17 protein-coding genes and 1 tRNA gene are annotated in these 22875 nt (G+C 66.7%); 9 read left to right on the top strand and 9 right to left on the bottom strand.

All coding sequences use genetic code 11. The features are described from left to right. The 6 genes from PPL01S_RS23140 to PPL01S_RS23115 all read right to left on the bottom strand — a co-directional run. On the bottom strand, nt 1–5912 hold a 5912-nt coding region (locus tag PPL01S_RS23140), incomplete at its 3' end, for a non-ribosomal peptide synthetase (protein WP_042156767.1). Continuing rightward, nucleotides 5909–8950 carry a non-ribosomal peptide synthetase gene (locus tag PPL01S_RS23135; protein WP_016392699.1) on the bottom strand — a complete coding sequence of 1014 codons (3042 nt, stop codon included), beginning with the start codon at nt 8948–8950 and terminating at the stop codon, nt 5909–5911. The genes PPL01S_RS23140 and PPL01S_RS23135, both read right to left, overlap by 4 nt. A gap of 11 nt (nt 8951–8961) precedes the next feature. Next, nucleotides 8962–10017, bottom strand: a complete 1056-nt coding sequence (locus tag PPL01S_RS23130; protein WP_016392700.1) for a TauD/TfdA family dioxygenase — start codon at nt 10015–10017, stop codon at nt 8962–8964. Beyond that, nucleotides 10017–13421: a condensation domain-containing protein gene (locus PPL01S_RS23125; RefSeq protein WP_016392701.1), complete on the bottom strand. Its 3405-nt coding sequence runs from the start codon at nt 13419–13421 to the stop codon at nt 10017–10019. Before PPL01S_RS23125 ends, PPL01S_RS23130 begins: the two co-directional genes overlap by 1 nt. A 1-nt stretch (nt 13422) precedes the next feature. Then, complete coding sequence (locus PPL01S_RS23120; protein WP_033743862.1) at nt 13423–14157, bottom strand: thioesterase II family protein; 735 nt, start codon at nt 14155–14157, stop codon at nt 13423–13425. A gap of 5 nt (nt 14158–14162) precedes the next feature. Next, a complete protein-coding gene (locus PPL01S_RS23115; protein ID WP_016392703.1) occupies nt 14163–14378 on the bottom strand; it encodes an MbtH family protein in 216 nt (71 codons plus the stop codon). Between the two features lie 221 nt (nt 14379–14599). Here PPL01S_RS23115 and PPL01S_RS23110 point away from each other — a divergent pair, with 221 nt between their 5' ends. Further along, nucleotides 14600–15118 carry an RNA polymerase factor sigma-70 gene (locus PPL01S_RS23110; protein WP_028626217.1) on the top strand — a complete coding sequence of 173 codons (519 nt, stop codon included), beginning with the start codon at nt 14600–14602 and terminating at the stop codon, nt 15116–15118. Between the two features lie 38 nt (nt 15119–15156). Here the strand turns inward: PPL01S_RS23110 and PPL01S_RS23105 are convergent, their stop codons facing one another. The 3 genes from PPL01S_RS23105 to PPL01S_RS23095 form a co-directional block, all read right to left on the bottom strand. After that, nucleotides 15157–15372, bottom strand: a complete 216-nt coding sequence (locus PPL01S_RS23105) for a hypothetical protein (RefSeq protein WP_016392705.1) — start codon at nt 15370–15372, stop codon at nt 15157–15159. Beyond that, complete coding sequence (locus tag PPL01S_RS23100; RefSeq protein WP_016392706.1) at nt 15369–16502, bottom strand: PepSY-associated TM helix domain-containing protein; 1134 nt, start codon at nt 16500–16502, stop codon at nt 15369–15371. Before PPL01S_RS23100 ends, PPL01S_RS23105 begins: the two co-directional genes overlap by 4 nt. Before the next feature lie 320 nt (nt 16503–16822). Beyond that, nucleotides 16823–16910: transfer RNA gene (locus PPL01S_RS23095), tRNA-Ser, on the bottom strand. Nucleotides 16911–17044: 134 nt separating this feature from the next. Between PPL01S_RS23095 and PPL01S_RS23090 the strand changes: the two genes are divergently transcribed. The 8 genes from PPL01S_RS23090 to PPL01S_RS23055 all read left to right on the top strand — a co-directional run bounded on the left by PPL01S_RS23090 (nt 17045) and on the right by PPL01S_RS23055 (nt 22804). Beyond that, nucleotides 17045–17716, top strand: a complete 672-nt coding sequence (locus PPL01S_RS23090) for a Bax inhibitor-1/YccA family protein (protein ID WP_008094725.1) — start codon at nt 17045–17047, stop codon at nt 17714–17716. A 186-nt stretch (nt 17717–17902) separates the two neighbouring features. Continuing rightward, nucleotides 17903–19282: a nucleobase:cation symporter-2 family protein gene (locus tag PPL01S_RS23085; protein ID WP_016392707.1), complete on the top strand. Its 1380-nt coding sequence runs from the start codon at nt 17903–17905 to the stop codon at nt 19280–19282. 87 nt (nt 19283–19369) lie between these two features. Next, on the top strand, nt 19370–19762 hold the full coding sequence (tusD, locus tag PPL01S_RS23080; RefSeq protein WP_016392708.1) for a sulfurtransferase complex subunit TusD: 393 nt from the start codon (nt 19370–19372) through the stop codon (nt 19760–19762). Nucleotide 19763: 1 nt separating this feature from the next. Continuing rightward, nucleotides 19764–20123: a sulfurtransferase complex subunit TusC gene (gene tusC, locus PPL01S_RS23075; RefSeq protein ID WP_016392709.1), complete on the top strand. Its 360-nt coding sequence runs from the start codon at nt 19764–19766 to the stop codon at nt 20121–20123. Further along, nucleotides 20123–20419: a sulfurtransferase complex subunit TusB gene (gene tusB / locus PPL01S_RS23070; protein WP_016392710.1), complete on the top strand. Its 297-nt coding sequence runs from the start codon at nt 20123–20125 to the stop codon at nt 20417–20419. Before tusC ends, tusB begins: the two co-directional genes overlap by 1 nt. Further along, complete coding sequence (locus PPL01S_RS23065; RefSeq protein WP_016392711.1) at nt 20416–20751, top strand: TusE/DsrC/DsvC family sulfur relay protein; 336 nt, start codon at nt 20416–20418, stop codon at nt 20749–20751. The genes tusB and PPL01S_RS23065 overlap by 4 nt, the downstream gene beginning before the upstream one ends. After that, the gene (locus tag PPL01S_RS23060) at nt 20748–21752 is read left to right on the top strand and encodes a glycosyl transferase family protein (RefSeq protein ID WP_028626218.1); all 1005 of its coding nucleotides are present in this window, start codon (nt 20748–20750) and stop codon (nt 21750–21752) included. The genes PPL01S_RS23065 and PPL01S_RS23060 overlap by 4 nt, the downstream gene beginning before the upstream one ends. Before the next feature lie 92 nt (nt 21753–21844). Then, nucleotides 21845–22804: a glutathione S-transferase family protein gene (locus tag PPL01S_RS23055; protein WP_016392713.1), complete on the top strand. Its 960-nt coding sequence runs from the start codon at nt 21845–21847 to the stop codon at nt 22802–22804. Nucleotides 22805–22875 lie beyond the last annotated feature (71 nt).

Raw genomic sequence — 22875 nt, 5'->3', positions numbered from 1 at the left:
GCCGTCAGCAGCGGCAGTTGCCCCAGCGGTCGCGCGGCGCTTTCGCACAACGCCCCCAGCAATTGCTGCAGGTGCCCGTCCAGCCGCTCGATGGCCGGCGCGTCGAAGCGCGCGCGGTCATAGCTGTAGCAGAAGCTCAACGCCTCGCCCTGGTTGACCAGCAGCATCAGCGGATAGTTGCCCTGCTCACGGCTGAGCAGATTGGCGAACCGTGGTCCGTCGCCCTGGCCGCCAAGCATGGCACTGTCCAGCGGGTAGTTCTCGAAGACCAGGACCTGGTCGAACAACCCCTGCCCGGCCTGACCGGCCCAACGCTGGATATCGTACAGCGCACTGTGCTCGTGCTCGCGCACCGCCACGCCCAAGGCCTGCACCTGGTCCAGCCACTGGCCGACGGTGAGCTGCGCCACGGGGCTGGCCACGACCGGCAGGGTGTTGATGAACAGGCCCAACTGCTGCTCGATGGCCGGCAACTGCGCCGGGCGCCCGGCGACGGTGGCGCCAAAGGCCACGCAGTCCTGCCCGGTGTAGCGCTGCAACAGCAGCAGCCAGGCGGCCTGCATCAGGCTGCTCAAGGTCACCTTGTGCTGGCGGGCGAACTGCCGCAGGCGCTCGCTGGCAGCGGCCGGCAAGGTCGAGCGGTGCTCGGCGGTGCCGCTACCCGGTTGCTCCAGGGCCACGGCGCCGGCCAGGGCGGTCGGCGCCTGCAACGGCGCCAGTTGGCCGCGCCAGAACTGCTCGCTGGCAACCGCGTCGCGTTCGGCCAACCAGGCGATGTAGTCGCGGTACTGGCCCAGCGGTGTCGGCAGCGCCTGCCCTGCGTAGCGCTGCATGACTTCGGCGAACAGCTGCGCTTGACTCCAGCCATCGAGCAGCAGGTGGTGGCAGGTCCATATCAGGTGGTAGCGACCGGCGCCCGTAGCCACCAGCAGCAGGCGCATGAGCGGGGGCCGCTGCAGGTCGAACGGGCGGCGTTCATCGGCTGCCAAGGCATCGAGGTCGCCGCTGCCGGTTTCGCGCCAGGCCAGCTCCGCCTGGCGCAGCACCGCCTGCAACGGGTGGCCCGCCGCGGTGCTGACAAAAGCGGTGCGCAGCGCAGCATGGCTGTCCAGCGCGGCCTGCCAGGCCGCGCGCAGGCGCGCCGTGTCCAGGCCTTCGGCATCCATGCGCACCTGGTTGATGTAGCTGCCGTCGCCAGGTTGGTACAGGCTGTGGAACAGCATGCCCTGTTGCATCGGCGACAATGGGTAGAGGTCCTGCACCTGGTCGATCGGCAGGTCCAGGGCGTCGAGCTGCGCCTGGTCGAGGCCGGCCAGGGGGAAGTCCGACGGCGTGGCACCGCCGGCACCGGGGGCCAGGCAGTGGGCGACCAGCGCCTGCAATTCGTCCTCGAACAGCGCCACCAGTTGCGTCAGGCCCTGGGCATCGAGCTGTTGCGGGCTGAAGGTGAAACCCATTTGCAGGCGGCCGTCATTGACGCCGCCGTCGATGGACAGCCAGTTACCCAGCGGAGCGCCAGGGTCCTGGCTGTCGCCGCAGGACTGGTCGGCCCGGCGCATACCGGCACCGAAGCTGGCATCGAACTGTCCCAGGTAGTTGAAGGTGATGCGTGGCTGCGGCCGCGCCGCCAGTTGCGCGCGCACCTCGGCCGGAGCCAGCTGTTGCAGGAGGCCGAAGCCCAGGCCGTTGTCCGGAACCTGGCGCAACTGCTCCTTGAGGGTCTTGAGGGTGTGGCCAAGGTCGTCGCCGGCGGCCAGGCGCACCGGATAGGTCGCGGTGAACCAGCCTACGGTGCGGCTCAGGTCGAGACCGGCCAGGTGCTCTTCGCGGCCGTGGCTTTCCAGCTCCACCAGCAGCTCGTCCTGCGCGCTCCAGCGCCGCCAGGCTCGGGCCAGGGCGCACAGCAGCAGGTCGTTGACCTGGGTGCGGTAGGCGCCCGGAGCATCGCGAAGCAGCTGGCGCGTCAGTGGCTCGTCCAGTTGCATCGGCAGCGTGATGGCTTCGCCCGCCGGCGCAGGGCCGTCATGGCGAATACCTGGGAAGTCGGCCGGGGCTTCGCCCAGTTGCGCCAGCCACCAGGGCAGTTGCGCCAACGTCTCGGCAGCCTGGGCGCGCTGGCCCAGAAAGCGCGTCCAGTCGCCGAAGGCATGGCTGCGCCGTGGCAGGCTGGCGGTCGGGTTGGCCAGCAGCTGTTGCAGATCCTCCAGCACGATGCGCCACGACACGCCGTCCACCACCAAGTGGTGCGCCACCAGCAGCAGTCGCTGGCCGGCGCCGCGCACGTCGATCAGTACCGCGCGCAGCAGCGGGCCGGTGGTCAGTTCGAGGCTACGCTGGGCCTGGTCGGCAATGGCCAGCATGGCCTGCTCGTCCTCGGCCTCGCGTACCCACAGTTCAACCGCTTCGGCGTCCTCGTAAGCGGCCTGCCAGCCTTGCTCAGCCTCGGTGAAGCGCAGGCTGAAGGCGTCGTGGTGGGCGACCACGGCGTTCAGCGCATGCGCCAGCTGCGTGGCGGCCAGTGGCACCTCGAGGGCCAGCAGCAGGGCCTGGTTCCAGTGCCCACGCTGCGCCATCGGCGTTGCGAAGAAGCGCTGCTGGAACGGCGTCAGGGCAATGGCCCCGCGCTCGGCACGCGCCGCACCTGCGCCCTGTTCTGCCAAGGGCGTCACTACCTGGGCCAGCTGGCGCAAGGTCTGGTGACGGAACAGCTCGCGGGGACCGAACTGCCAGCCAGCCTGGCGTGCGCGGCTGGCCACCTGGATGGCGATGATCGAATCGCCGCCGAGCTCGAAGAAGTTGTCCAGGGCGCCCACCGGGTCGATACCCAGTACTTCGCTCCAGATGCTGGCCAGGGCCTGCTCCACTTCGCCCTGCGGGGCGTCATAGGCTCGCTCGACCAGCACCGGTTGCGGCAGGGCCTTGCGGTCGAGCTTGCCGTTGGCACTCAGCGGCATCTGCGCCAACACGATGACCTGCGCCGGCAGCATGTAGTCGGGCAGCGCTTCGCCCAGGCGCAAGCGCAAGGCATCGGCAAGACCGTCAGCGGCGTCTGCCACCACGTAGCCCAGCAGTTGTTTGCCGCCGGCAGTGGCCTCGCTGACCACCACCACCGCCTCGCTGACGGCCGGATGCTCAAGCAGGCGAGCCTCGATTTCGCCCAGCTCGATGCGCAGGCCGCGGATCTTCACCTGGTGGTCGATACGCCCCAGGTACTCCACGGCGCCGTCGTCGCGCCAGCGCGCCAGGTCACCGGTACGGTACAACCGCCCGCCTTGGCCGAACGGGTCGGCGACGAAGCGTTCGGCGGTCAGGCCCGGGCGGCCCAGGTAGCCGCGAGCCAGGCCCACGCCACCGATGTACAACTCGCCTGGCAGGCCGCTGGCCACTGGCTGCAACTGACCGTCGAGCACGTACAGGCGCAGGTTGGCGATGGGCCGGCCGATCGGCACGCTGCCCAGGCCCGGGGCATCGTGGCAGGCCCAGTGGCTGACGTCGATGGCCGCTTCGGTCGGGCCGTAGAGGTTATGCAGGCCGGCGTCGCTCTGGGCCAGGAAGCGCTGTTGCAGATCCAGCGGCAGTGCCTCGCCGCTGCACATCACCAGGCGCAGGCTGGGGCAGCCGGCGAGGGATTCGCTGGCCATGTAGGCCTGCAGCATCGACGGCACGAAGTGCAGCACGCTGATGCGATGGCCTGCGATCAGCGCCTTGAGCTCGGCGGGGTCGCGGTGGGCGCCGGGCGGCGCCATCACCAGGGTGGCGCCGGTCATCAACGGCCAGAAGAACTCCCATACCGAGACGTCGAAGCCGAACGGCGTCTTCTGCAGCACCCGGTCGTGAGCATCGAGGGCGAACGTGGCCTGCATCCACTGCAGGCGGTTGCACAGGGCGGCGTGGCTGTTGCCCGCCCCCTTCGGCCGGCCTGTGGTGCCGGAGGTATAGATGCAGTAGGCGAGCTGGTCAGGCTGGCTGAGCAGGCTCGGGTTACTGTCGGGGCTGTCGGCAAAGCGCGCGGCGTCGCCGTCCAGGCACAGCACTTCGCGCTCCCCGGCCGGCAGGCGTGCCAGCAGGTGCTGCTGGGTGAGCAACAGGCCCGCACCGCTGTCCTCGAACATGAAGGCCAGGCGCTGGTCGGGCTGGTCCGGGTCCAGCGGTACGTAGGCAGCGCCAGCCTTGAGCACGGCCAGCAGGGCCACGACCATTGCCTGCGAACGCTCGGCGAAGATCCCCACCAACTGCTCGGGCCCCACCCCGCGGCTGCGCAGGTAATGGGCAAGGCGGTTGGCCTGGGCGTTGAGCTCGGCGTAGCTGAGTTCGACGCCGTCGGCGATCAGTGCCGTGGCCTGTGGCGTGGCGGCCGCCTGACGTTCGATGAGCACCTGCAGGCACTGGGGCTGGCGGTAGTCGACGGCGGTAGCGTTGAAGTCTTCGACCACCTGGCGCTGCTCGTGGCTGTCGAGCATGGCCAGGTCGCCCAGGGCGGTGTCGGGGCGCGCGGCGCAATCGGACAGCAGGCGCAGGAAGTGCCCGCGCAGGCGCTCGATGCGCGCGGCGTCGAACAGGTCGGTGGCGTAGGTGAAGGCGCCGCGCAGCAGGCCGCCGGCCAACTCTTCGGTGTCCAGGCTGAGGTCGAACTTGGCCACTTCGGGGGTGGCCACCTCAAGCCAGGCGTTCAACCCGGGCAGACCGGCAAGGGTCGCTTCGCCGCGCTGCTCGTGGTTGAACATCACCTGGAACAGCGGGTTGCGACTCAGGCTGCGCTCCACGCCCAGGGCATCCACCAACTCTTCGAAGGGCAGGTCCTGGCAATCCTGGGCGGCGGCCGCCGCCTGGCGGACGTTGTCCAGCAGGGTACGAAACGGCAGGCGCGCGTCGGGCGTGCTGCGCAACACCTGAGTGTTGACGAAGAAGCCGATCAACCCCTGGACTTCCACGCGTTGGCGGTTGGCCACCGGTACGCCGACCAGCAGTTCCTGCTGGCCGGTATAGCGGTGCAGTACCGCCTTGAAGGCCGCCAGCAGTACCATGAACAGGCTGGTGCCGCTGGAAGCGGCCAGGGCCTTGAGCTGTGCGCTGAGCACCTGTGGCAGCTCAAAGCCCAGGCTTGCGCCACGCTGGCTGATTTCAGCCGGGCGCGCGCGGTCGGCGGGCAACTCGAGGATCGGCGGGCGCTCACCCAGCGTGGCGCGCCAGTAGGCCAACTGCCGCTCGCCCTCACCGGCTTCCAGCCAGTTGCGCTGCCACAAGGCGTAATCGGCGTACTGCACGGCCAGCGCCGGCAGCTGCGGGGTCTGGCCCTGCAGGTGAGCGGCGTAGCCTTGGGCAAGCTCGTCGAGCAGGATCTGCATCGACCAGCCGTCGGAGATGATGTGGTGCATGGCCAGCAGCAGGCCGTGGCGCTGCTCGCCCAGGCGCACCAGCGTGACGTGCAGCAGTGGCCCCTGGTGGAGATCGAAGGCCTGGCCGGCGGCAACCTGCAAGGCGGTTTTCAATGCCGCTTCAGGGTCGGCGCTGGCGCTGACGTCGCGCTGAGCCAGGGCAACGCCTGCGGCGGCGCTCACCACCTGGGTCAGTTGGCCGTCCGTTTCGGCAAAACGGGTGCGCAGGATTTCGTGGCGCGCCACCAGGGCATCCAGGGCGGCTTGCAAGGCAGTGGTATCCAGCGCGCCGTCCAGGCGCAGGACGCCAGCCTGGTTGTAGGCGGCAGAGCTGCGGTCGAGCTGCCACAGGGTCCACAGGCGGCGCTGGGCATAGGAGGCAACTACCGGTGCCTGGGCGTCCGCGCGCGGCGGGATCGGCAGGCTTTCCAGGCTCATGCCCTGGGCCTTGAGCTTTTCGCCCAGGGCGCGGCGTGCGGCCGGGTCCAGCTCGGCGAAGCGCCGGGCCAGGGCGAGGGAACGGTCCGCGACAGTCATGGTGCCTCCACTTCGGCGAACAGGTTTTCCAGAGCGTCCAGGTCGTTGCCTGGGGCCTGTTGCAGCTCGGCGACCTTGGCAGCGAAGCGCTCCAGGGTTTCGCCCTCGAAAAACAACCGCAGCGGCAGTTCGATGCCCATCTGCTCCTGCAACCGCGCACGCAAGCGTGTGGCCAGCAGCGAGTGCCCGCCCAGGGCGAAGAAGTTGTCCTGCAGGCCTACCCGCTCGACCCCGAGCGCCTCCTCCCAGACACCGGCGAGAAGGCGTTGCAGCTCAGTCTGCGGCGCCTGGTAGGACTGGCCAGCCACAGTCTCGGCAGCCAGCGCGCGGCGATCGACCTTGCCGTTGGGCATCAGTGGCAGGCGTGCCAGGCTGCGCAGCGCAGTGGGCACCATGTGCGCCGGCAGGCGCCGGGCCAGTTCGGCCTGCAGACGGCCGGCCAGATGCCCGTCGTCGTCACCGACCACGAAGGCCACCAGCTGCGCACCACCGACTCCCTCGCGGACCACCACCGCCGCCTCGGTAACGCCAATGCAACTGGCCAGCACGGCCTCCACCTCGCCCAGTTCGATACGGAAACCGCGGATCTTCACCTGTGCATCCACCCGCCCGAGGAATTCCAGCTGGCCATCGGCGCGCCAGCGCGCCAGGTCGCCAGTCTGGTAGCCACGGCTGCCATCGGCCAGGGTCGGGAAGCGCTCGGCGGTGAGTGCCGGGCGGGCCAGGTAGCCGCGGGTGACGCCGGGACCGGCCACGTACAACTCGCCCACCTGCCCCACGGCGACCGGCTCGCGGTTGGTGTCGAGCACCAGCACGCGCATGCCCGGTGCCGGGCGGCCGATGGCAACCGGGCCTTGGTCGGCGTTCCATGCCGTGCACCAGACGCTGCCTTCGGTGGGGCCGTATTCGTTGCTCAACAGCACGCCGGGCAGGCGTGCATGATGGCGCGCCAGCAGCGTCGGCGTGCACGCTTCGCCAGCCACCACCACGGTGCGCAGGGCATGCTGGCCCAGGTGTTCGAGCACTTCGGCGTGCAGGCCCGGCAAGGCCAGGTAATGAGAGATGCCGTGTTCGCCCAGCAGCGCGGCGATGGCTTGTGGGTCCTTGGCCTGGGCAGAGGTCGGCAGGTGCAGGCAGCCGCCCTGGCCGAGTGTCCAGAACAGCCCGGCCACCGAGCTGTCGAACGACAGCGACGACAGCAGCAGGAAGGATTCGAGCGGCGCCCGGTAGTGAACGAAACGCGCCAGGGTCGAGGCCAGGGCGTTGGTATGGCTGACCGCGACGCCCTTGGGCGTGCCGGTGGAACCAGAGGTGTAGATGACATAGGCCAGGTCGTCGCCGGCGACTGCCGCCGACAGCGGCGCGACCGGGCCCTGCCAGACCGCCGAAGCATCGGCCAGCGACAGCACTGGCAGGCCGGGCGGCAACGCTATGTCGGCGGCCGGTGCGTCCAGGGCCAGCAGGCAATGGGCGCCGGAATCGGCGAGCATGAACCCCAGGCGCTCGGCCGGGTAGTCCGGGTCCAGCGGCAGGTAGGCGCCTCCGGCCTTGAGGATGCCGAGCAGCGCCACCAGCGCCGCCAGCGAACGCGGGGCGTACACGGCGACGATGCTGTCGCGCCCGACACCCTGCGCCTGCAGCGCGTGGGCCAGTTGGTTGGCGCGCTGGTCGAGCTGCGCGTAGCCCAACACCTCGTCGCCCTGGCGCACGGCGGCACACTGGCCTTGCCGACCGACCTGCTGCTCGAACAGGCGGTGCAGCGCACCTGGGGACTCCAGCGGCATCTCGGCGCCACGTTCGAAGGCTTGAATGCGCGCACGACCCTTTTCACCGAGGAGGCTGACCTGGGCCAGACGCTGCTCGAGGTCGCCCAGCGCATGAGCGGCGAACACCACGAATTGCTCGAGCCACAGCGCGGCCACCTCGGTTTCCAACTGGCCTGCGGCGTAGTGCAGATGCAGGTCGCCGGCTACGCGGGCGAGGCTCAGCGGCGCCAGCACACAGTCATCCAGTTCCAGATCTACGCCATCGAGTAGCGCAACGCTGGCTGCGAAACCGTAGCGGGCGTCGGGGTCTTCGATGGCCGCTTCGTCCAGGCATTCCAACCACGAGCGGGCCTGTTCCAGGCGGCTGCGCAACTCTTCAAGTGCCTGGGCCAGGCTGGCGTCTGCAGGGAACGCCAGGTTCACCGGCAACTGGCGCTCGAAGCGCCCGAGCATGCCGTCGACTTGCGCGTTGCGCCCATCCACGCTGACCAGCAGCGACACTTCGTTCTGTTCGCCAAGGCGGCACAGGAAACCAGCCCACAGGAACAGCAGCAGGTCGTCGGCGGCCAACCCGCGCTCGGTGGCGCAGGCGTCAACGGCCTGCAGCAGGGCATCGGCTGCCAGTTGCACGTGCGCGACGCTCAACGACTTCTGGCCGGGCAAGCCGGTTGTCTCGGCGCCACAGACCAGGGCATCGCGGCTGCGTTCGAACGGCAGCGGCGCCCGCGGCGCGGTGGCGTCCAGCACGCCGCGCCAGTAGGCACCACCGCGGACACCCATGTCCTCGCCAGCCAGCTCGCCCTGCCACGAGGCATAGTCGATGTACTGCAACGCCTCCTCGTCGGCCGGCGCCAGGCGACCGGCGTAACCTTCGCGCAGTTCGCCGGCCAACTGCTGCAACGCCTGCCCGTCGACGCTGGCCAGGGCCACCCCCAGGCGCACGACGAAACTGTCGCTGCCAACCTCGTCCACGGCGGCGACGAAAGGTGCCTGCTCCAGCGTTTCGCGGTCGGCAGACGCCTGCAGTGGCGCCGGGGCGTGCTGTTCCACCACCTGCACCGGGCGGCGCAGGCCGTCCAGGCGCAGGTAGCGGGTGCGCAGCACTTCATGGCGGCGTTGAAGCTCGGCGAGCACCTGGCCCAGGCGGGCCTCGTCCAGACGTCCCGGCACGCGCACGCGGGCGAAGGCCGCCAGTGGCTGGCCGTGGCGGGTGAAGACGGCGCCCTGCTGGGCTGACAGGGGGAAAGCGTCTTGATGGGCAGGCAGTTGCATGTGGGGGAACCTCAATCTTGTGCCAGGTCGGCGCTTTTCTGGGCGATCGCCATGGCGGTGAGAATCTTGCGCGGGCCGGTGAAGGCGTTACGGGCATGCAGCGAGAGCATGTTGTCGAGCAGGACCACATCGCCCTTCTGCCAGGGGAACTCCACCATCACGTCGCGGTAGGCTTGCTGCAGGTGGAGGATGACGTCGCCTGGGATCGGCGCGCCGTCGCCGTAGAAGGTGTTCTGCGGCAGGTCGTCGGCGTCGAACTCGGCAATCAGTGCGGCGCGCAGGGTTTCGGGCAGCGTCAGGGCATTGAAGAAGGTGCCGTGGTTGAACCACAGCTGCTCGCCACTGCGCGGGTGCCGGACGATGGCCGGGCCCACCTGGCGGGTCCGCAGGCGGTTGCCAGGCTTCCATTCCGGGCGGATGCCGATCCGTGCACAGTAAGCTTCCACCTCGGCACGGTCTTCGCTCTGGAACACGGTCTGCCAGGGCAGGCCCATGCCGTCGCCGTAGTTGCGCACGTACATGATGCGACGCTGGCGGAATTCCTCGCGCACCGCCGGGTCGATGCGCTGCAGCAAGGCGCGGGTGTCGCCCAACGGGGTCTCGCCACCGGTCAGTGACGGCAGGTCGCAGTAGAAATACAGGTGCAGCGGGAACACCGGCGAGTAGGAGTGCTCGTTGTGCGGGAAGATGCGCTCGTCGCTGGGGTAGTCGGTGGAGCTGTAGACATTGAACTGGCGGCTGATTTGGGTGCGTGGCGAAGCGCGAAACAGGTATTCCAGCGCACCGCCCGATACCGCCTGCACGCAGCGGTCGAAGCCGTCGATGCCGTCCACGTCGAACCCACGGAACAGGATGGCGCCGTGCTCCAGCAGGCGCGCCTCGACCTGTTCACGGTGCTGCGCCAGCCACGCCACCAGGTCAGTGCCGGCGAAACGTGGCCGGCACAGGGCCGGCAAGGTGTGGCCTTCGAGCAACGGGGTGAAGACGACCCGCTCGTCCTGGCCGGCGGTGATGCTCCTGCGTGCACGGCCCATGCTGGGCAGTGCCGTGACTTTGGCGTCGTTCATCATTGCTCCTGAACACTGTGTGCGTTAGCGGTGGGCTGCACGGCGCGCCGGCGCATCGGGCGCTGGCTGTCGAGCAACTGCCGGCGCTGCTGGCTGTCGGCGCTGCGCGCCGCGCGGCGTACCTGGGCGGCGGCTTCCAGCAAGTCGGCCTGGCTGCGGCCGGGCTTGCCCAGCCAGCAGTCGAGCACCGCCTGGATCTGGGCGAACAGTTCGGCCAGCTCGCCAGGCTCGAACAGGCCCTGGGGCACCTCGAAGCGGGCCTCGAGGCGGCTGGCGCTGCTGTAGAAACCGAGGATCAGGTCCAGCTCGGCGGCCTGGTGCTCGGCGGCCAGCGCCTCGACCCGTACATCCTGCAGGCGCGGCAGCGGTGGCTCGCCTTCCTGGTAGTTGAGCTTGATGCTGAAGAAGGGTGAACGTCCGGCCCGGCGCGGTGGACGCAGTGCCTCCACCAATTGCTCGAACGGCAGGTCCTGATGCCCGGCAGCGCCCAGCACCACCCTGCGACACTGCTCGAGCAGTGCATCGCTGCTGGCAGCCATGTCCAGGTCCACCTGCAGCACCAACTGATTGATGAAGAAGCCCACCAGTGGTTCGGCGGCCGGGTGGCTGCGGTTGGCGATATCGCTGCCCAGGCGGATGCGCGACTGGCCGCTCTGCTCGCGCAGGCTGATGGCGAAGGCGCCGAGCAACAGCATGAACGGCGTCACCCCGTTGGCAGCGGCGAAGGCACGCAACGCGCTGGTCTGCATGGCGCTGAAGGTAAACTGCTCGCACTGCGCCATCGCGCCCTTGCCGCGCGGGCGCTGGCCGTGCAACTCGAGCCAGCTGTGTTCGCCGGTCAAGGCTTCGCGCCAGTAGGCCAACTGCCGTGCCTGCTCGGGGCCGGCCAGCAGCGCGCGTTGCCAGCGGGCAAAGTCAGCGTAGCCAACCTCCAGTTCACGCAGCGCTGCGTCATGGCCGGCCAGCCACGAGGCATACAGCGCTTCCAGCTCGTCCACCAGGTTGCGCATCGACCAACCATCCACGGCGATGTGGTGAGTGGTCAGCAGCAGTACGTGCTCGCGGGCTTCCAGGCGCAGCAGGCGCACCCGCTGCAATGGTCCGCTGGCCAGGTCGAAGGGCTGCCGCGCTTCCTGCGCCGCGCGCCGACAGGCCTCGGCCAGGTCAGCAACATCTTCGACGCTGAAGTCCAGCGCCAGGGTGTCGTGCTGCAGCAGGCGCACACGCTCGCCTTCGGCCAGGAAGGTAGTGCGCAACACGCCGTGACGCTGCTGCAGTGTGGCAAACGCCTCGCGCAGCGCATCGACGTCCAGCGGGCCGCGCAGGTGCAGGGCCATCGGCACGTTGTACACCGAGCTGTGCGGCTCCAGCTGCCAGGCGAACCACAGGCGCTGCTGGGCGAACGAGGGCACCAGGACGGCATCGGGGTCGGCGATCAGTTGCGGCTGGCCATGGGCGGCAGCGACTTCGGACACTTGCTGGGCGAAGGCGGCCAGAAGCGGATTGTCGAACAGGCAGGCCAGGGGCAGGTTCACCCCCAGCCGCTCGCGCAGGCGACCGATGATCTGGGTGGCGGCAATCGAGTTGCCGCCGAGGGCGAAGAAGTTGTCGTCGGCGAACATTTCGGCCTGGCCAAGCACTTCGGCCCAGACAGCACCCACCTGGTGCTGCCTCTCCCCTCGCAGTGGCTGGCCTTGGCGCAACGGGCGCTGGTCATTGCGACGCAGGTGGAAGCAGTCCAGCTCGCCGCGTTCCAGCATCTGCCGGCACGCCGAACGCTGCAGCTTGCCGCTGGAGGTCTTGGGCAGTTCGCCAGGTTGCAGCAAGGCGACCCACACCGGCGCCTGCTGGCAGACGTCGGCCAGTACCCGGTCGATGTCGGCGCAGATCTGCGCGGCGGCGATCTTGCGTTGGGTGGCGCGGCCGATCTCCACGGCGATGCCAATGCCCTCGCCGTCGGCCTGATCGACCACGAAGGCCGTCACCCGGCCCTTGCGCGCGCCTTCGACGTTGTATTCCACCGCACGCTCGAGGTCTTGCGGGTAGATGTTCTGGCCGCGGACGATGATCATGTCCTTGAGGCGCCCGGTGATGAACAGCCGTCCCTCACGCAAAAAGCCCAGGTCGCCGGAGCGCAGCCAGGTGCGCCCATCACGCTCGACGAAAGCCTTGGAGGTGGCCTCCGGGTTGCGCCAGTAGCCTCGGGCGACGCTGGCGCCGCTGATCCAGATCTCGCCGATGCAGCTGTCAGGCTGATGCTCGCCGCTGTGCGGATCGACCAGGATCACGTCGAGCCCGGGTTGCAGGATGCCGCTGCTGACCAGCAGGCTGCCCTCCCCCGGTTCGGCGCGGTGCTCACCGAGGGCGTGGCTGTCGAAGCTTGCACTGACGAAGGGCTCGTCGGCGGTGGTACCGGTGACGTACAGGGTGGCCTCGGCCAGCCCGTAGCACGGCAGGAACGCCAGCGGATCGAAGCCGCAGACGCTGAAACGATTGGCAAAGGCCTGCAGGCTGTCCTGGCGGATCGGCTCGGAGCCGGAGAACAGCACCCGCAGGCTGCTCAGGTCGAGGCTGGCCAGCACGCTGTCGCTGGTGCGCTCGGCGGCGAGGCGGAAGGCGAAGTCCGGGGCGCCGGTGTGGGTGGCGCGGTAGTGGCTGATCGCCTCGAGCCAGCGTGCGGGGCGCTCGACGAAATGCCGCGGCGACATCAGCACCAGGGTCGCGCCACGGTAGACCGTCAACAGCAGGCAACCGATCAGGCCCATGTCGTGGTAGAGCGGCAGCCAGCTGACAAAGGTGTCACCAGGGTGCAGATCGAAGCCGCGCACCATCATGCCTTCGTTGGCCACCAGATTGGCGTGGCTGACCTCCACGCCTTTTGGGGTGGCGGTGGAGCCGGAGGTGTACTGCAGGAAGGCAATGGCTTCCCCCGCCGGCAGCGTTGGCGGGCAGACGTCAGCCTCGGCCAACGCCAGCGCATCGACGGCCAGCACCGTGGGCAACGCCTCGGCGAAGGCTTGTTGCAGCGAGTCGCACAAGTGCGCCTCGGTCAGCACCAGGCGTGGCTGGGCATCATCGAGGATGGCGCGCACCCGGCTCAGTTCGTACTGACGCAGCGATTCAGGCGGCAGCGCCGGTACCGCGATGATGCCGGCGTACAGACAGGCGTAGAACGACACCACATAGCCCGGCCCGCTTTGCATCAGCAACAGCGCGCGCTCGCCGGCGCCTGCGTGGCGTGACAACTGCGCGGCCAAGGTTCGGGCACGGCGGTCCAGTTCGGCGTAGCTCAGCGTCAGGCGCTGGCTCTCGCCATCGAGAAGAAAATGCACCGCCGGCTTGTCGCCTTGCTGGCCGGCATGGGCGACCAGCGCCTCGACCAGGGAACCATGGAGAGCAGTCATTTCACACCTTTGCAAAGAAGTGGGAGTCAGGGCGTGCGGCCGGCGCATGGGGCGCCAGGCAGGCAGCCAGATGCGCGAGCACGGCGCGCTCCTGGGTCTGAATGAAAAAGTGGCCTGCGTCGAACAGCTTGAGGCTGAACTCGGTCGCCGCCAGCTCACGCCAGGCCAGCAATTGCGCTTCGCTGGCCGTGTCCTGGCTGCCGGCCAGTACGTGCAGCGGGCACTGCAACGGCGCGCTGGGCTGGTAGCGGTAACGCCCGCACAACAGGAAGTCGGCACGCAGCACCGGCAGGGCCAGGCGCATCAGTTCCGGATCCTGCAGGGCTTCGTCGGGAGTACCTTGCAAACGGGCCAATTCGCCCAGCAACTGTTCGTCGCTCATCGGCGTGCGAAAGCGCAGGTAGTCGCGCTGGGCCGGCGCCGCCCCGCCCGACACCAGCAGCGCCTGCGGCGGCGGCAGGCCCAGGGCGCGCAGTGCGCAGGCAAGCTCGAAGGCCAGCAATGAACCCATGCTGTGGCCGAACAGCGCATAGGCGCGCCGGGTCTCGCCGCGCAGCTCGAGCGCCAGTTGCGCGGCCAGGTCGACCAGATCGGTTGCCAACGGCTCGCCGAGGCGGCTGCCGCGCCCTGGCAGCTCCAGCGGACGGATATCCAGCCAGGCCGGGACGCTGCGCCGCCAACGCGCATAACCCATGGCGCTGGCGCCGGCGTGGGGCAGGCAGAACAGAGTCAGCATGGCACTCACCGACCGGCCTGTCCGTCCATGTGCTGACGCAGGCTCAGGGGGCGCATGTCGGTCCATACCGCTTCGATGTAGTCCAGGCAGTCCTGCTTCGGGCCGCTCTTGCCGGCTTCGCGCCAGCCGGCCGGCACCGCCTTGTAGTCAGGCCACAGGGAGTACTGCTCCTCGGCGTTGACCAGTACCTTGAACGTTGCGTCTTCGCGGTCGAAAGCCATCTGAAATTTCTCCGTCTCTGTCGGTTGAAAGCGGCTGGCACGGATGCCTGCGGCGCGATTTCCTAGAACGACGAATGACCGCGGAAGAACTTCAGAAGACTATTTCCTATAGGTTCATCAGATTTGGACTGCAATTGAATCGGAGACTTGTTGCAAATAATTCTTAGTAATACTAGATTCTCCAACCTCGCTTGCAGACCTCGGAACGGATCAGGTGCCTCATGCAGAAACACGGTGTAGCCCATGGTGGGTCCCCTTTGCTTGACGTGTTCTTTGTCCAGCGTTCGCGCCTGATCGGGTTGGCGGCAAAGATCATCGGGTGCCGTAGCCACGCCGAAGACATCGTTCACGAAGCATTCATGAAAGTGGACGATGCTGCCGAGTCGGAGCAGATCCACTCCCAGGCGTCCTACCTGACGCGGGTCGTGCGCAACCTGTCGATCGACCATTACCGCCGGCGCCAGTTCGAGGAACGACTGATGTGCCACGACGCAGACAGCAGCGAGTCGCCGGCCATCTGTGGTGAAACCCCGGAGGCACTGGTATCGGATCAGCAGGTGCTGGAACGCGTTTCCGGGGCTTTGGCCGACCTGCCCGAGCGCACCCGCTACGCCTTCGAGATGTGCCGGATCCATGGCATGAAACAGCGGGAGATCGCCAAGATCCTCGGCGTCTCACCCCCGCTGGTCAACGCCATGATTCGCGACGCGCTGCAGCATTGCAGGGAAAAGGCGCTGTAATCATCAGCGCGTGCTTCGGTTACCTTTGCGGGCGAATGCTACAAGGGGACGCGATCGACTTTGGGCGCTCGGTGCCCAGTGCGCTTCTGACGCCACTTCCATACGCCGCCAATGACAATCAGCGGCAACCCCAGGGCTAGCCACGACACGACGTCGTACAGGCCATCGCCCAGCAGTGCCGACAGCAATCCCAACGCCGCCAGCAAGCCGATCAGCAACGGCCAGCGAAAGATGCCCCACAGCCCGCGCCTCATGCCCTTGCCCTCTGCTCTGTCGCCAGCAGCGCATCGGGCACCTGGCGACGGCGTGCCCACCACAGATAAACACCACTACCCAGGACCACGATGGCAATCACATCGAGCACTGCCCAGACGATCTTCAAGGGCAAGCGTCCGTAGTCGCCGAAATGCAGTGGCTGCGAGATGAGCAGCGCGCGAACGTACAGTGGCATGTCACGCATGTCGGTCAGTTGCCCGGTTCGGGCATCGATCAGTGCCGGCTTGAGCAGCTTCGAGGTCACCGGGGTCTTGCCCCGCATGAACACCGCATAGTGGTGCTGGCTGCTGAACAAGGTACCGGGGAAAGCGACGAATACCGGCTCCAGTTCAGGTGCCGCTGCCCGCGCCGTCTCCAGCGCCGCGTGCAGCGAGCCGAGGGACTCCAGCGGCGGCGCATCCTTGTACGGCGCGGTCATCTCGGCCAACTGGCCGTTCTGCCACAGCCCGACGATGGGCAGCGCCAGGGTGTTGATCACCCCGGTGACGCCCACCACCATCACCCACACCAGGGTCACCATGCCCAGCACATTGTGCAGATCGAGCCATTGCAAGCGGCGGCTGCGTCCGGTGCGCACGGTGGCGAACGCCAGCTTGCGCATGAACGGGGTATAGACCACCACCCCCGACACCAGCGAGGCCACCAGCAGCAAGCCCATCGCACCCAGCAGCAAGTAGCCGGGCAGGCCGAGGAACAGATCGGTGTGCAGGCGCAGCACCACATCCATGAAGCCGGTCTCGGGTGGCTCGGGGGCAAACAGCTCACCGCTGCGCTTGTCGAACAGGTGCACATGGCCGTCCAGCGGCGGCGGTACCAGGGTCTTGCCAGTGAACACCGCGCCATAGGGGTCTTCCGGCTCCAGGCCGACAAAGCGCACCACCTCGTCCGGACGTGCGGCGAGTGCCCCGGCGATGACCTTGTCGTAGTCGATGCCCGGGGCATCGGCAGGCAGTACCTTGGGCAGCGGATGCGGATCGAAGACCGCTTCGATCTCCTCGTGGAAGATCAGCGGCAGGCCGGTCAGGCATAACAGCAGCAGGAACACGGTACAGACCAGGCTGGTCCACTTGTGCACCAGATACCAGTATTTGAGGGTTTGGCGGGTCATGCGCTGTGATTCCTTCGGCAGTCCATGTGCGACAACGGCGTGCACAGGGTAACTGCCGGCCCGCGCAGTGCGCCAGATGGGAAACCGGGAACGAACGTTGAGCAAGCGCGGCCGCTGCTCAAGACCCTCGATTCAGGTTGAGTGGCTTGCGCAGGGCGTGAAGTAGACTTCTGGATGTGGGGGCCGCTTCGCGACCCATCGCCGGCAAGCGCGGCTCCTACAGGGACGGCGCAGGTCGGGAGGCTTGGGGGTATTACCAGCTGTTGGTTTTTCCATGCCCCAAAAACGCAAAAAGCCCTGAATAATCAGGGCTTTGAATATGGCGGAAGCGTAGAGATTCGAACTCTAGGATAGTTGCCCATCGACGGTTTTCAAGACCGTTGCCTTAAACCACTCGGCCACGCTTCCAGCTCGTTTTGCGGCGGCCATAATACCGTAATGAAACACGCTGTCAAACTCTCTATGTCGCCGGTTGCGGGAGCTCTGTTAGACTCCTAGCATCTGAACGTTCCAAAACCACAGGTTTACCAAGGAGTGTCGCCATGCGCGAACAGGATTATGCCGTACACAACGGCCAGCAGGTCGAGCAGCGGGAGGTCAGCAAGGTCCTGCGCAACACGTACAGCCTGCTGGCACTCACCCTCGCCTTCAGCGGTGTCATGGCCTACATCTCCCAGCAGATGGGCGTCCGCTACCCGAACGTGTTCGTGGTGCTGATCGGCTTCTACGGCCTGTTCTTCCTCACCGCCAAGCTGCGTGACTCGGTCTGGGGCCTGGTGTCCACCTTCGCCCTCACCGGCTTCATGGGCTTCATCCTCGGCCCGATCCTCAACCGTTACCTGGGCATGAGCGGTGGCGCCGAAGTGGTCAGCTCGGCGTTTGCCATGACTGCTCTGGTGTTCGGTGGCCTCTCGGCCTATGTGCTGATCACCCGCAAGGACATGAGCTTCCTCAGCGGCTTCATCACCGCCGGCTTCTTCGTCCTGCTGGGTGCCGTGGTGGCCAGCTTCTTCTTCCAGATCAGCGGCCTGCAACTGGCGATCAGCGCGGGCTTCGTGCTGTTCTCGTCGGTCTGCATCCTGTTCCAGACCAGCGCGATCATCCATGGGGGTGAGCGCAACTACATCATGGCGACCATCAGCCTGTATGTGTCGATCTACAACCTGTTCATCAGCTTGTTGCAACTGTTCGGCATCATGGGTCGTGATGACTGATCAGGTCCGTGGCATAGCAATGAAAAACCCGCTTCGGCGGGTTTTTTCATGCCTGCGAAATTGACTTAAAGGTCAGCTTATTCACCGATCAGCTGCCGATCATGCCGGGATCGTGCTTGCCCCTACCCCAATCGTGCTTCATTCCGTAGAATGCGCTCCTTTTTTCATCCGGGGCAGCAACCTGCAATGAGCACACACGAACACAGCCCAGACGCGCAAGCGCCTGCCAATGAACTGGTGCTTGGCCTCGAAGACAAGCCACGGCTGTTGATCGGCCTGCTGGCGGCGCTGCAACACCTGCTGGCAATCATCGTCCCCATCGTCACCCCGGGCTTGCTGATCTGCCAGGCGCTGGGCGTTTCGGCGCGTGACACCAACCTGATCGTGTCGATGTCGCTGGTCATTTCCGGTATTGCCACCTTTGTCCAGTGCAAGCGTTTCGGCCCATTCGGCGCGGGCTTGCTGATCGTCCAAGGTACCAGCTTCAACTTCGTCGGCCCGCTCATCGCCGGCGGCGCGTTGATGGTCAAGCAGGGCACGCCAGTGGAAAGCGTGATGGCGGCGATCTTCGGCGTGGTGATTGCCGGCTCGTTCGTCGAGATGGGGGTGTCGCGCATCCTGCCCTTCGTCAAGCGCCTGATCACCCCGCTGGTGACCGGGATCGTGGTGCTGATGATCGGCCTGACCTTGATCAAGGTCGGCCTGATCAGCATGGGCGGCGGCTTCGGCGCGATGGCCGATGGCACCTTCGCCAACGGCGAAAACCTGCTGTTGTCCGGTGTGGTGTTGGCGATCATCGTGATCCTCAACCGCATCCCGGTGGTATGGATGCGCAGCTGCGCCATCGTCATCGCACTGGCCGTGGGCTATGCCCTGGCAGGATACCTGGGCCGCCTGGACTTCACTGGCATGCACCAGGCCGCACTGTTCCAGGTGCCGACGCCACTGCACTTCGGTCTCAGCTTCTCCTGGGCGCTGTTCATTCCCATGCTGGTGATCTACCTGGTGACGTCACTGGAAGCCATTGGTGACGTGACGGCCACCAGCAAGGTCTCGCGCCAGCCGGTCGAAGGCCCGGTGTGGATGCAGCGGATCAAGGGGGGCGTGCTGGTCAACGGTGCCAACTCGCTGCTGGCCGGCCTGTTCAACACCTTCCCAAGCTCGATCTTCGCCCAGAACAACGGCGTCATTCAGCTGACCGGCATCGCCAGCCGCCACATCGGTATCTGGATTGCCGTGATGCTGGTGCTGCTGGGCCTGTTCCCCAGCGTTGCCGGGGTGATCCAGGCAGTGCCGGAGCCGGTATTGGGTGGTGCGGCCATGGTCATGTTCGGTGCGGTAGCCGCTTCGGGCATCAATATCCTCGCCAGCACCCGCCTGGACCGCCGCGCCCTGCTGATCATCTCGGTATCGCTGGCGCTGGGCCTGGGCGTGGCCCAGGTGCCAGAATTCCTCGCGCACATGCCAGAGGCGATTCGCCATGTGCTCGAGTCCGGCGTGGCCACCGGCGGCATCTGCGCGCTGCTGCTGAACTGGTTCCTGCCGGAGAACAAGGAACACGCCTGACACGGCGTGGTTCAGCCACAAGAGCCCGCGCCCACCGGCGCGGGCTTTTTGCTTTATCATGGCGGCATTCCTTTGCACGAGTTGTCCATGAAATTCGCCATCGCGGTTTTTTCCCCGGCCCATGCGCCCTCCTCGCGCCGCGCCCTGCGTTTCGCCGAGGCGGCACTGGCCGACGGGCATGAGATTGCCCGGCTGTTCTTCTACCAGGACGGCGTACACAGCGCCTCGGCCAACATCGTTGCCCCCCAGGACGAACTGGACATCGCGGCCCAGTGGCGTGCCTTCATCGAGGCCAGGCAGCTGGACGCTGTGGTGTGCATCGCCGCCGCCTTGCGCCGCGGTGTGCTCGACCAGGCCGAAGCCACGCGCTATCAGCGCACAGCGGTGAACCTGCCTCGGCCCTGGGAGCTGTCCGGCCTTGGTCAGCTGCATGAGGCGGCGCAAATGGCCGACCGCCTGGTCTGTTTTGGAGGCGATTGAAATGGCCAAATCCCTGTTGATCATCAGCCGCCAGGCGCCGTGGAATGGCCCCGGCGCTCGCGAGGCGCTGGATATTACCCTGGCAGGCGGCGCGTTCGACCTGCCGCTGGGCATGCTGTTTCTCGATGACGGCGTGTTCCAGCTGGCACCCGGTCAGCAACCTGCTGCGGTGGAGCAGAAGAACCTCGGCGCCAACCTGCAGGCGCTTCCCATGTTCGGCGTCGAGGACCTGTATGCCTGCCAGCACAGCCTGGCCCGCCGGGGTCTGGCCGAAGACACCCTGGAACTGCCCGTGGAAGTGCTGGATGACGCGGCACTGAAGGCACTGATTGCCCGTTACGACCAAGTGGTGACGCTCTGATGCCGACCTTGCACGTGATCTCCCATTCCCCTTTTGGCGATGACCGCCTGGACAGCTGCCTGCGCCTGCTCAGCAACGACGATGCCCTGCTGCTGTGCGGCGATGCGGTGTACGCCCTGCGCGACGGCAGCGACACCCGGCGTCTGCTGCAGGCGGCCAACCTGGACCAGCGCCTGTTCGCCCTCGACGAAGACCTGCAAGCGCGCGCCATCGAAAGCGATCTGGCCAAGCCGGTCGACTACCAGGCCTTCGTTGGCCTGTCGCTGCACTATGACAAGGTCAACAGCTGGCTATGAACACACTGACCGTTGCCGATCAGGCGATCGCCCTGGACAAGGACGGCTTCCTGGTCGACCTTCAAGACTGGTCCCGTGACGTCGCCGAGGCGCTGGCCGAGCGTGAAAGCATTGCGCTGACCGCCGAGCACTGGGAAATCCTCGAACTGCTGCGCCAGTTCTACCAGGAGTACCAGCTGTCCCCGGCCACCCGCCCGCTGATCAAGTACACCGCGCTCAAGCTCGGCCCGGACAAGGGCAACAGCCCACACCTCAACCGCCTGTTCAACGGCACCCCCGCCAAGCTCGCTGCCAAGCTGGCGGGCCTGCCCAAGCCGACCAATTGCATATGACCGACGCTCGCCCGCTGACCCTGGAAACCCCGGCCGAACACCCCTTCGCCGAATTCGTGCGCATCCTTGGCAAGGGCAAGCGCGGTGCGCGCGGCCTGACCCGCGAGGAAGCCCGCGCCGCCATGACCCTGCTGCTCGAAGGCAAGGTCGAAGACACCCAGCTCGGCGCATTCCTCATGCTGCTGCGGCACAAGGAGGAAAGCGCCGAGGAATTGGCCGGATTCACCGAAGCCGTGCGCGCCCACCTGCAAGCGCCACGTATCGCTGTGGACCTGGACTGGCCGAGCTATGCCGGCAAGAAGCGTCATTTGCCCTGGTTCCTGCTGGCGGCCAAGTGCCTGGCCAGCAACGGCGTACGCATCCTCCTGCACGGAGGTGGCGCGCACACTGCCGGACGTATGTACACCGAACAGTTGCTGGACCTGCTGCAGATTCCGCTGTGCCGTGACTGGACTGCGGTGGGCGACGCCCTGGATCGGCAACGCCTTGCCTTCGCGCCCCTGCAGGACTGGTCGCCGCAGTTGCAGCGCATGATCGACCTGCGCAACACCCTCGGCCTGCGCTCGCCCATCCATTCGCTGGCGCGCGTACTGAATCCGCTGGGCGCCCGTTGCGGCCTGCAGAGCATCTTCCACCCCGGCTACCAGGCCGTACACCGCGAAGCCAGCCGCCTGCTCGGCGACCATGCCGTGGTGATCAAGGGCGATGGCGGTGAAATCGAAGTCAACCCGGATGTCATCAGCCACCTGTACGGCACCACGGCGGGAACGACCTGGGATGAAGAATGGCCAGCGCTGAGCGAGCGCCGCCACGTCAAACCGGCGAGCCTGCAACTTGAGCATCTGCTGGCGGTATGGCGGGGCGAAGCCGTGGACAGCTACGGTGAGATGGCCGTGGTCGCGACCATGGCGCTGGCATTGCGAGGGCTTGGCCAGGATCGCGAGCAGGCATTCGCCACAGCGCGCGGTTACTGGAACGCACGAAACCAATCGAATCAGTAGATGGTTACCCCGCAGTCTTTGCGCTAGTTGTTCGAACGATTTCGCCTAGACTGGGCTCCAACGATAAACGATTTTGTTCCGAGGAGCTCACCATGGGCCTTTTGATCGATGGCCGCTGGCATGACCAGTGGTACGAAAACGGCAAGGACGGCGCCTTCAAACGCGAGAATGCCCAGCGTCGCAATCGACTGCCCGCCCCAGAGGCTGGCCGTTATCACCTGTATGTGTCGCTGGCGTGCCCGTGGGCTCACCGCACGTTGATCTTCCGCGCCCTGAAGGGCCTGGAGCCATTGATCGATGTGTCGGTGGTGAGCTGGCTGATGCAGGATCACGGCTGGACGTTCGACCAGCAGCAAGGCTCCAGCGGCGACCACCTCGACGGCCTCACCTACCTGCACCAGCGCTACACCCAGGACGACCCGCACTACACCGGCCGCGTCACGGTGCCCGTGCTGTGGGACAAGCAAGAGAAGCGCATCGTCAACAACGAGTCGTCGGAGATCATCCGCATCTTCAACAGCGCCTTCAACGAGCTGACCGGCAACCACCTGGACCTCTACCCCGAGCCCCTGCGCCCGACCATCGAGGCGCTGAACGAGCGTATCTACCCAGCGGTCAACAACGGTGTTTACCGCGCAGGCTTCGCCACCACGCAAGAGGCCTATGAGGCGGCGTTCGATGAGGTGTTCGGCGAGTTGGATCATCTGGAGGAGCTGCTCAGCCGCAACCGTTACCTGGCTGGCGAGTACCTGACCGAGGCCGACGTGCGCCTGTTCACCACGCTGGTGCGTTTCGATGCGGTGTATCACGGGCACTTCAAGTGCAACCTGCGACGCCTGAGCGACTATTCGAACCTGTCCAACTGGTTGCGCGAGCTGTATCAGTGGCCGGGGGTGGCGCAGACGGTGGACATGGAGCACATCCAGAAGCACTACTACATGAGCCACAAGACCATCAACCCAAATGGGATCGTGCCCAAGGGGCCGCTGCAGGACTTCAACCAGCCGCATGACCGGGAGCGGTTGGCGGGCAAGGGGATCTGGCAGGCTTGAGTCAGTCGGGGCTGCTTGGCAGCCCATCGCCGGCGAGCCGGCTCCCACAGTGAGTGCACCGCTGTACCTGT

The sequence above is a fragment of the Pseudomonas plecoglossicida NBRC 103162 = DSM 15088 genome (assembly GCF_000730665.1).
GTDB classification, from domain to species: domain Bacteria; phylum Pseudomonadota; class Gammaproteobacteria; order Pseudomonadales; family Pseudomonadaceae; genus Aquipseudomonas; species Aquipseudomonas plecoglossicida.
The sequence above is the reverse complement of the archived record's forward strand: the minus strand, read 5'-3'. Positions and strand labels throughout refer to the sequence as shown.

Coding starts and splice junctions, on each gene's coding strand:
- PPL01S_RS23135 (WP_016392699.1), bottom strand. CDS start 8,950: ATGCAACTGCCTGCCCATCAAGACGCTTTCCCCCTGTCAGCCCAGCAG.
- PPL01S_RS23130 (WP_016392700.1), bottom strand. CDS start 10,017: ATGAACGACGCCAAAGTCACGGCACTGCCCAGCATGGGCCGTGCACGC.
- PPL01S_RS23125 (WP_016392701.1), bottom strand. CDS start 13,421: ATGACTGCTCTCCATGGTTCCCTGGTCGAGGCGCTGGTCGCCCATGCC.
- PPL01S_RS23120 (WP_033743862.1), bottom strand. CDS start 14,157: ATGCTGACTCTGTTCTGCCTGCCCCACGCCGGCGCCAGCGCCATGGGT.
- PPL01S_RS23115 (WP_016392703.1), bottom strand. CDS start 14,378: ATGGCTTTCGACCGCGAAGACGCAACGTTCAAGGTACTGGTCAACGCC.
- PPL01S_RS23110 (WP_028626217.1), top strand. CDS start 14,600: ATGCAGAAACACGGTGTAGCCCATGGTGGGTCCCCTTTGCTTGACGTG.
- PPL01S_RS23105 (WP_016392705.1), bottom strand. CDS start 15,372: ATGAGGCGCGGGCTGTGGGGCATCTTTCGCTGGCCGTTGCTGATCGGC.
- PPL01S_RS23100 (WP_016392706.1), bottom strand. CDS start 16,502: ATGACCCGCCAAACCCTCAAATACTGGTATCTGGTGCACAAGTGGACC.
- PPL01S_RS23090 (WP_008094725.1), top strand. CDS start 17,045: ATGCGCGAACAGGATTATGCCGTACACAACGGCCAGCAGGTCGAGCAG.
- PPL01S_RS23085 (WP_016392707.1), top strand. CDS start 17,903: ATGAGCACACACGAACACAGCCCAGACGCGCAAGCGCCTGCCAATGAA.
- tusD (WP_016392708.1), top strand. CDS start 19,370: ATGAAATTCGCCATCGCGGTTTTTTCCCCGGCCCATGCGCCCTCCTCG.
- tusC (WP_016392709.1), top strand. CDS start 19,764: ATGGCCAAATCCCTGTTGATCATCAGCCGCCAGGCGCCGTGGAATGGC.
- tusB (WP_016392710.1), top strand. CDS start 20,123: ATGCCGACCTTGCACGTGATCTCCCATTCCCCTTTTGGCGATGACCGC.
- PPL01S_RS23065 (WP_016392711.1), top strand. CDS start 20,416: ATGAACACACTGACCGTTGCCGATCAGGCGATCGCCCTGGACAAGGAC.
- PPL01S_RS23060 (WP_028626218.1), top strand. CDS start 20,748: ATGACCGACGCTCGCCCGCTGACCCTGGAAACCCCGGCCGAACACCCC.
- PPL01S_RS23055 (WP_016392713.1), top strand. CDS start 21,845: ATGGGCCTTTTGATCGATGGCCGCTGGCATGACCAGTGGTACGAAAAC.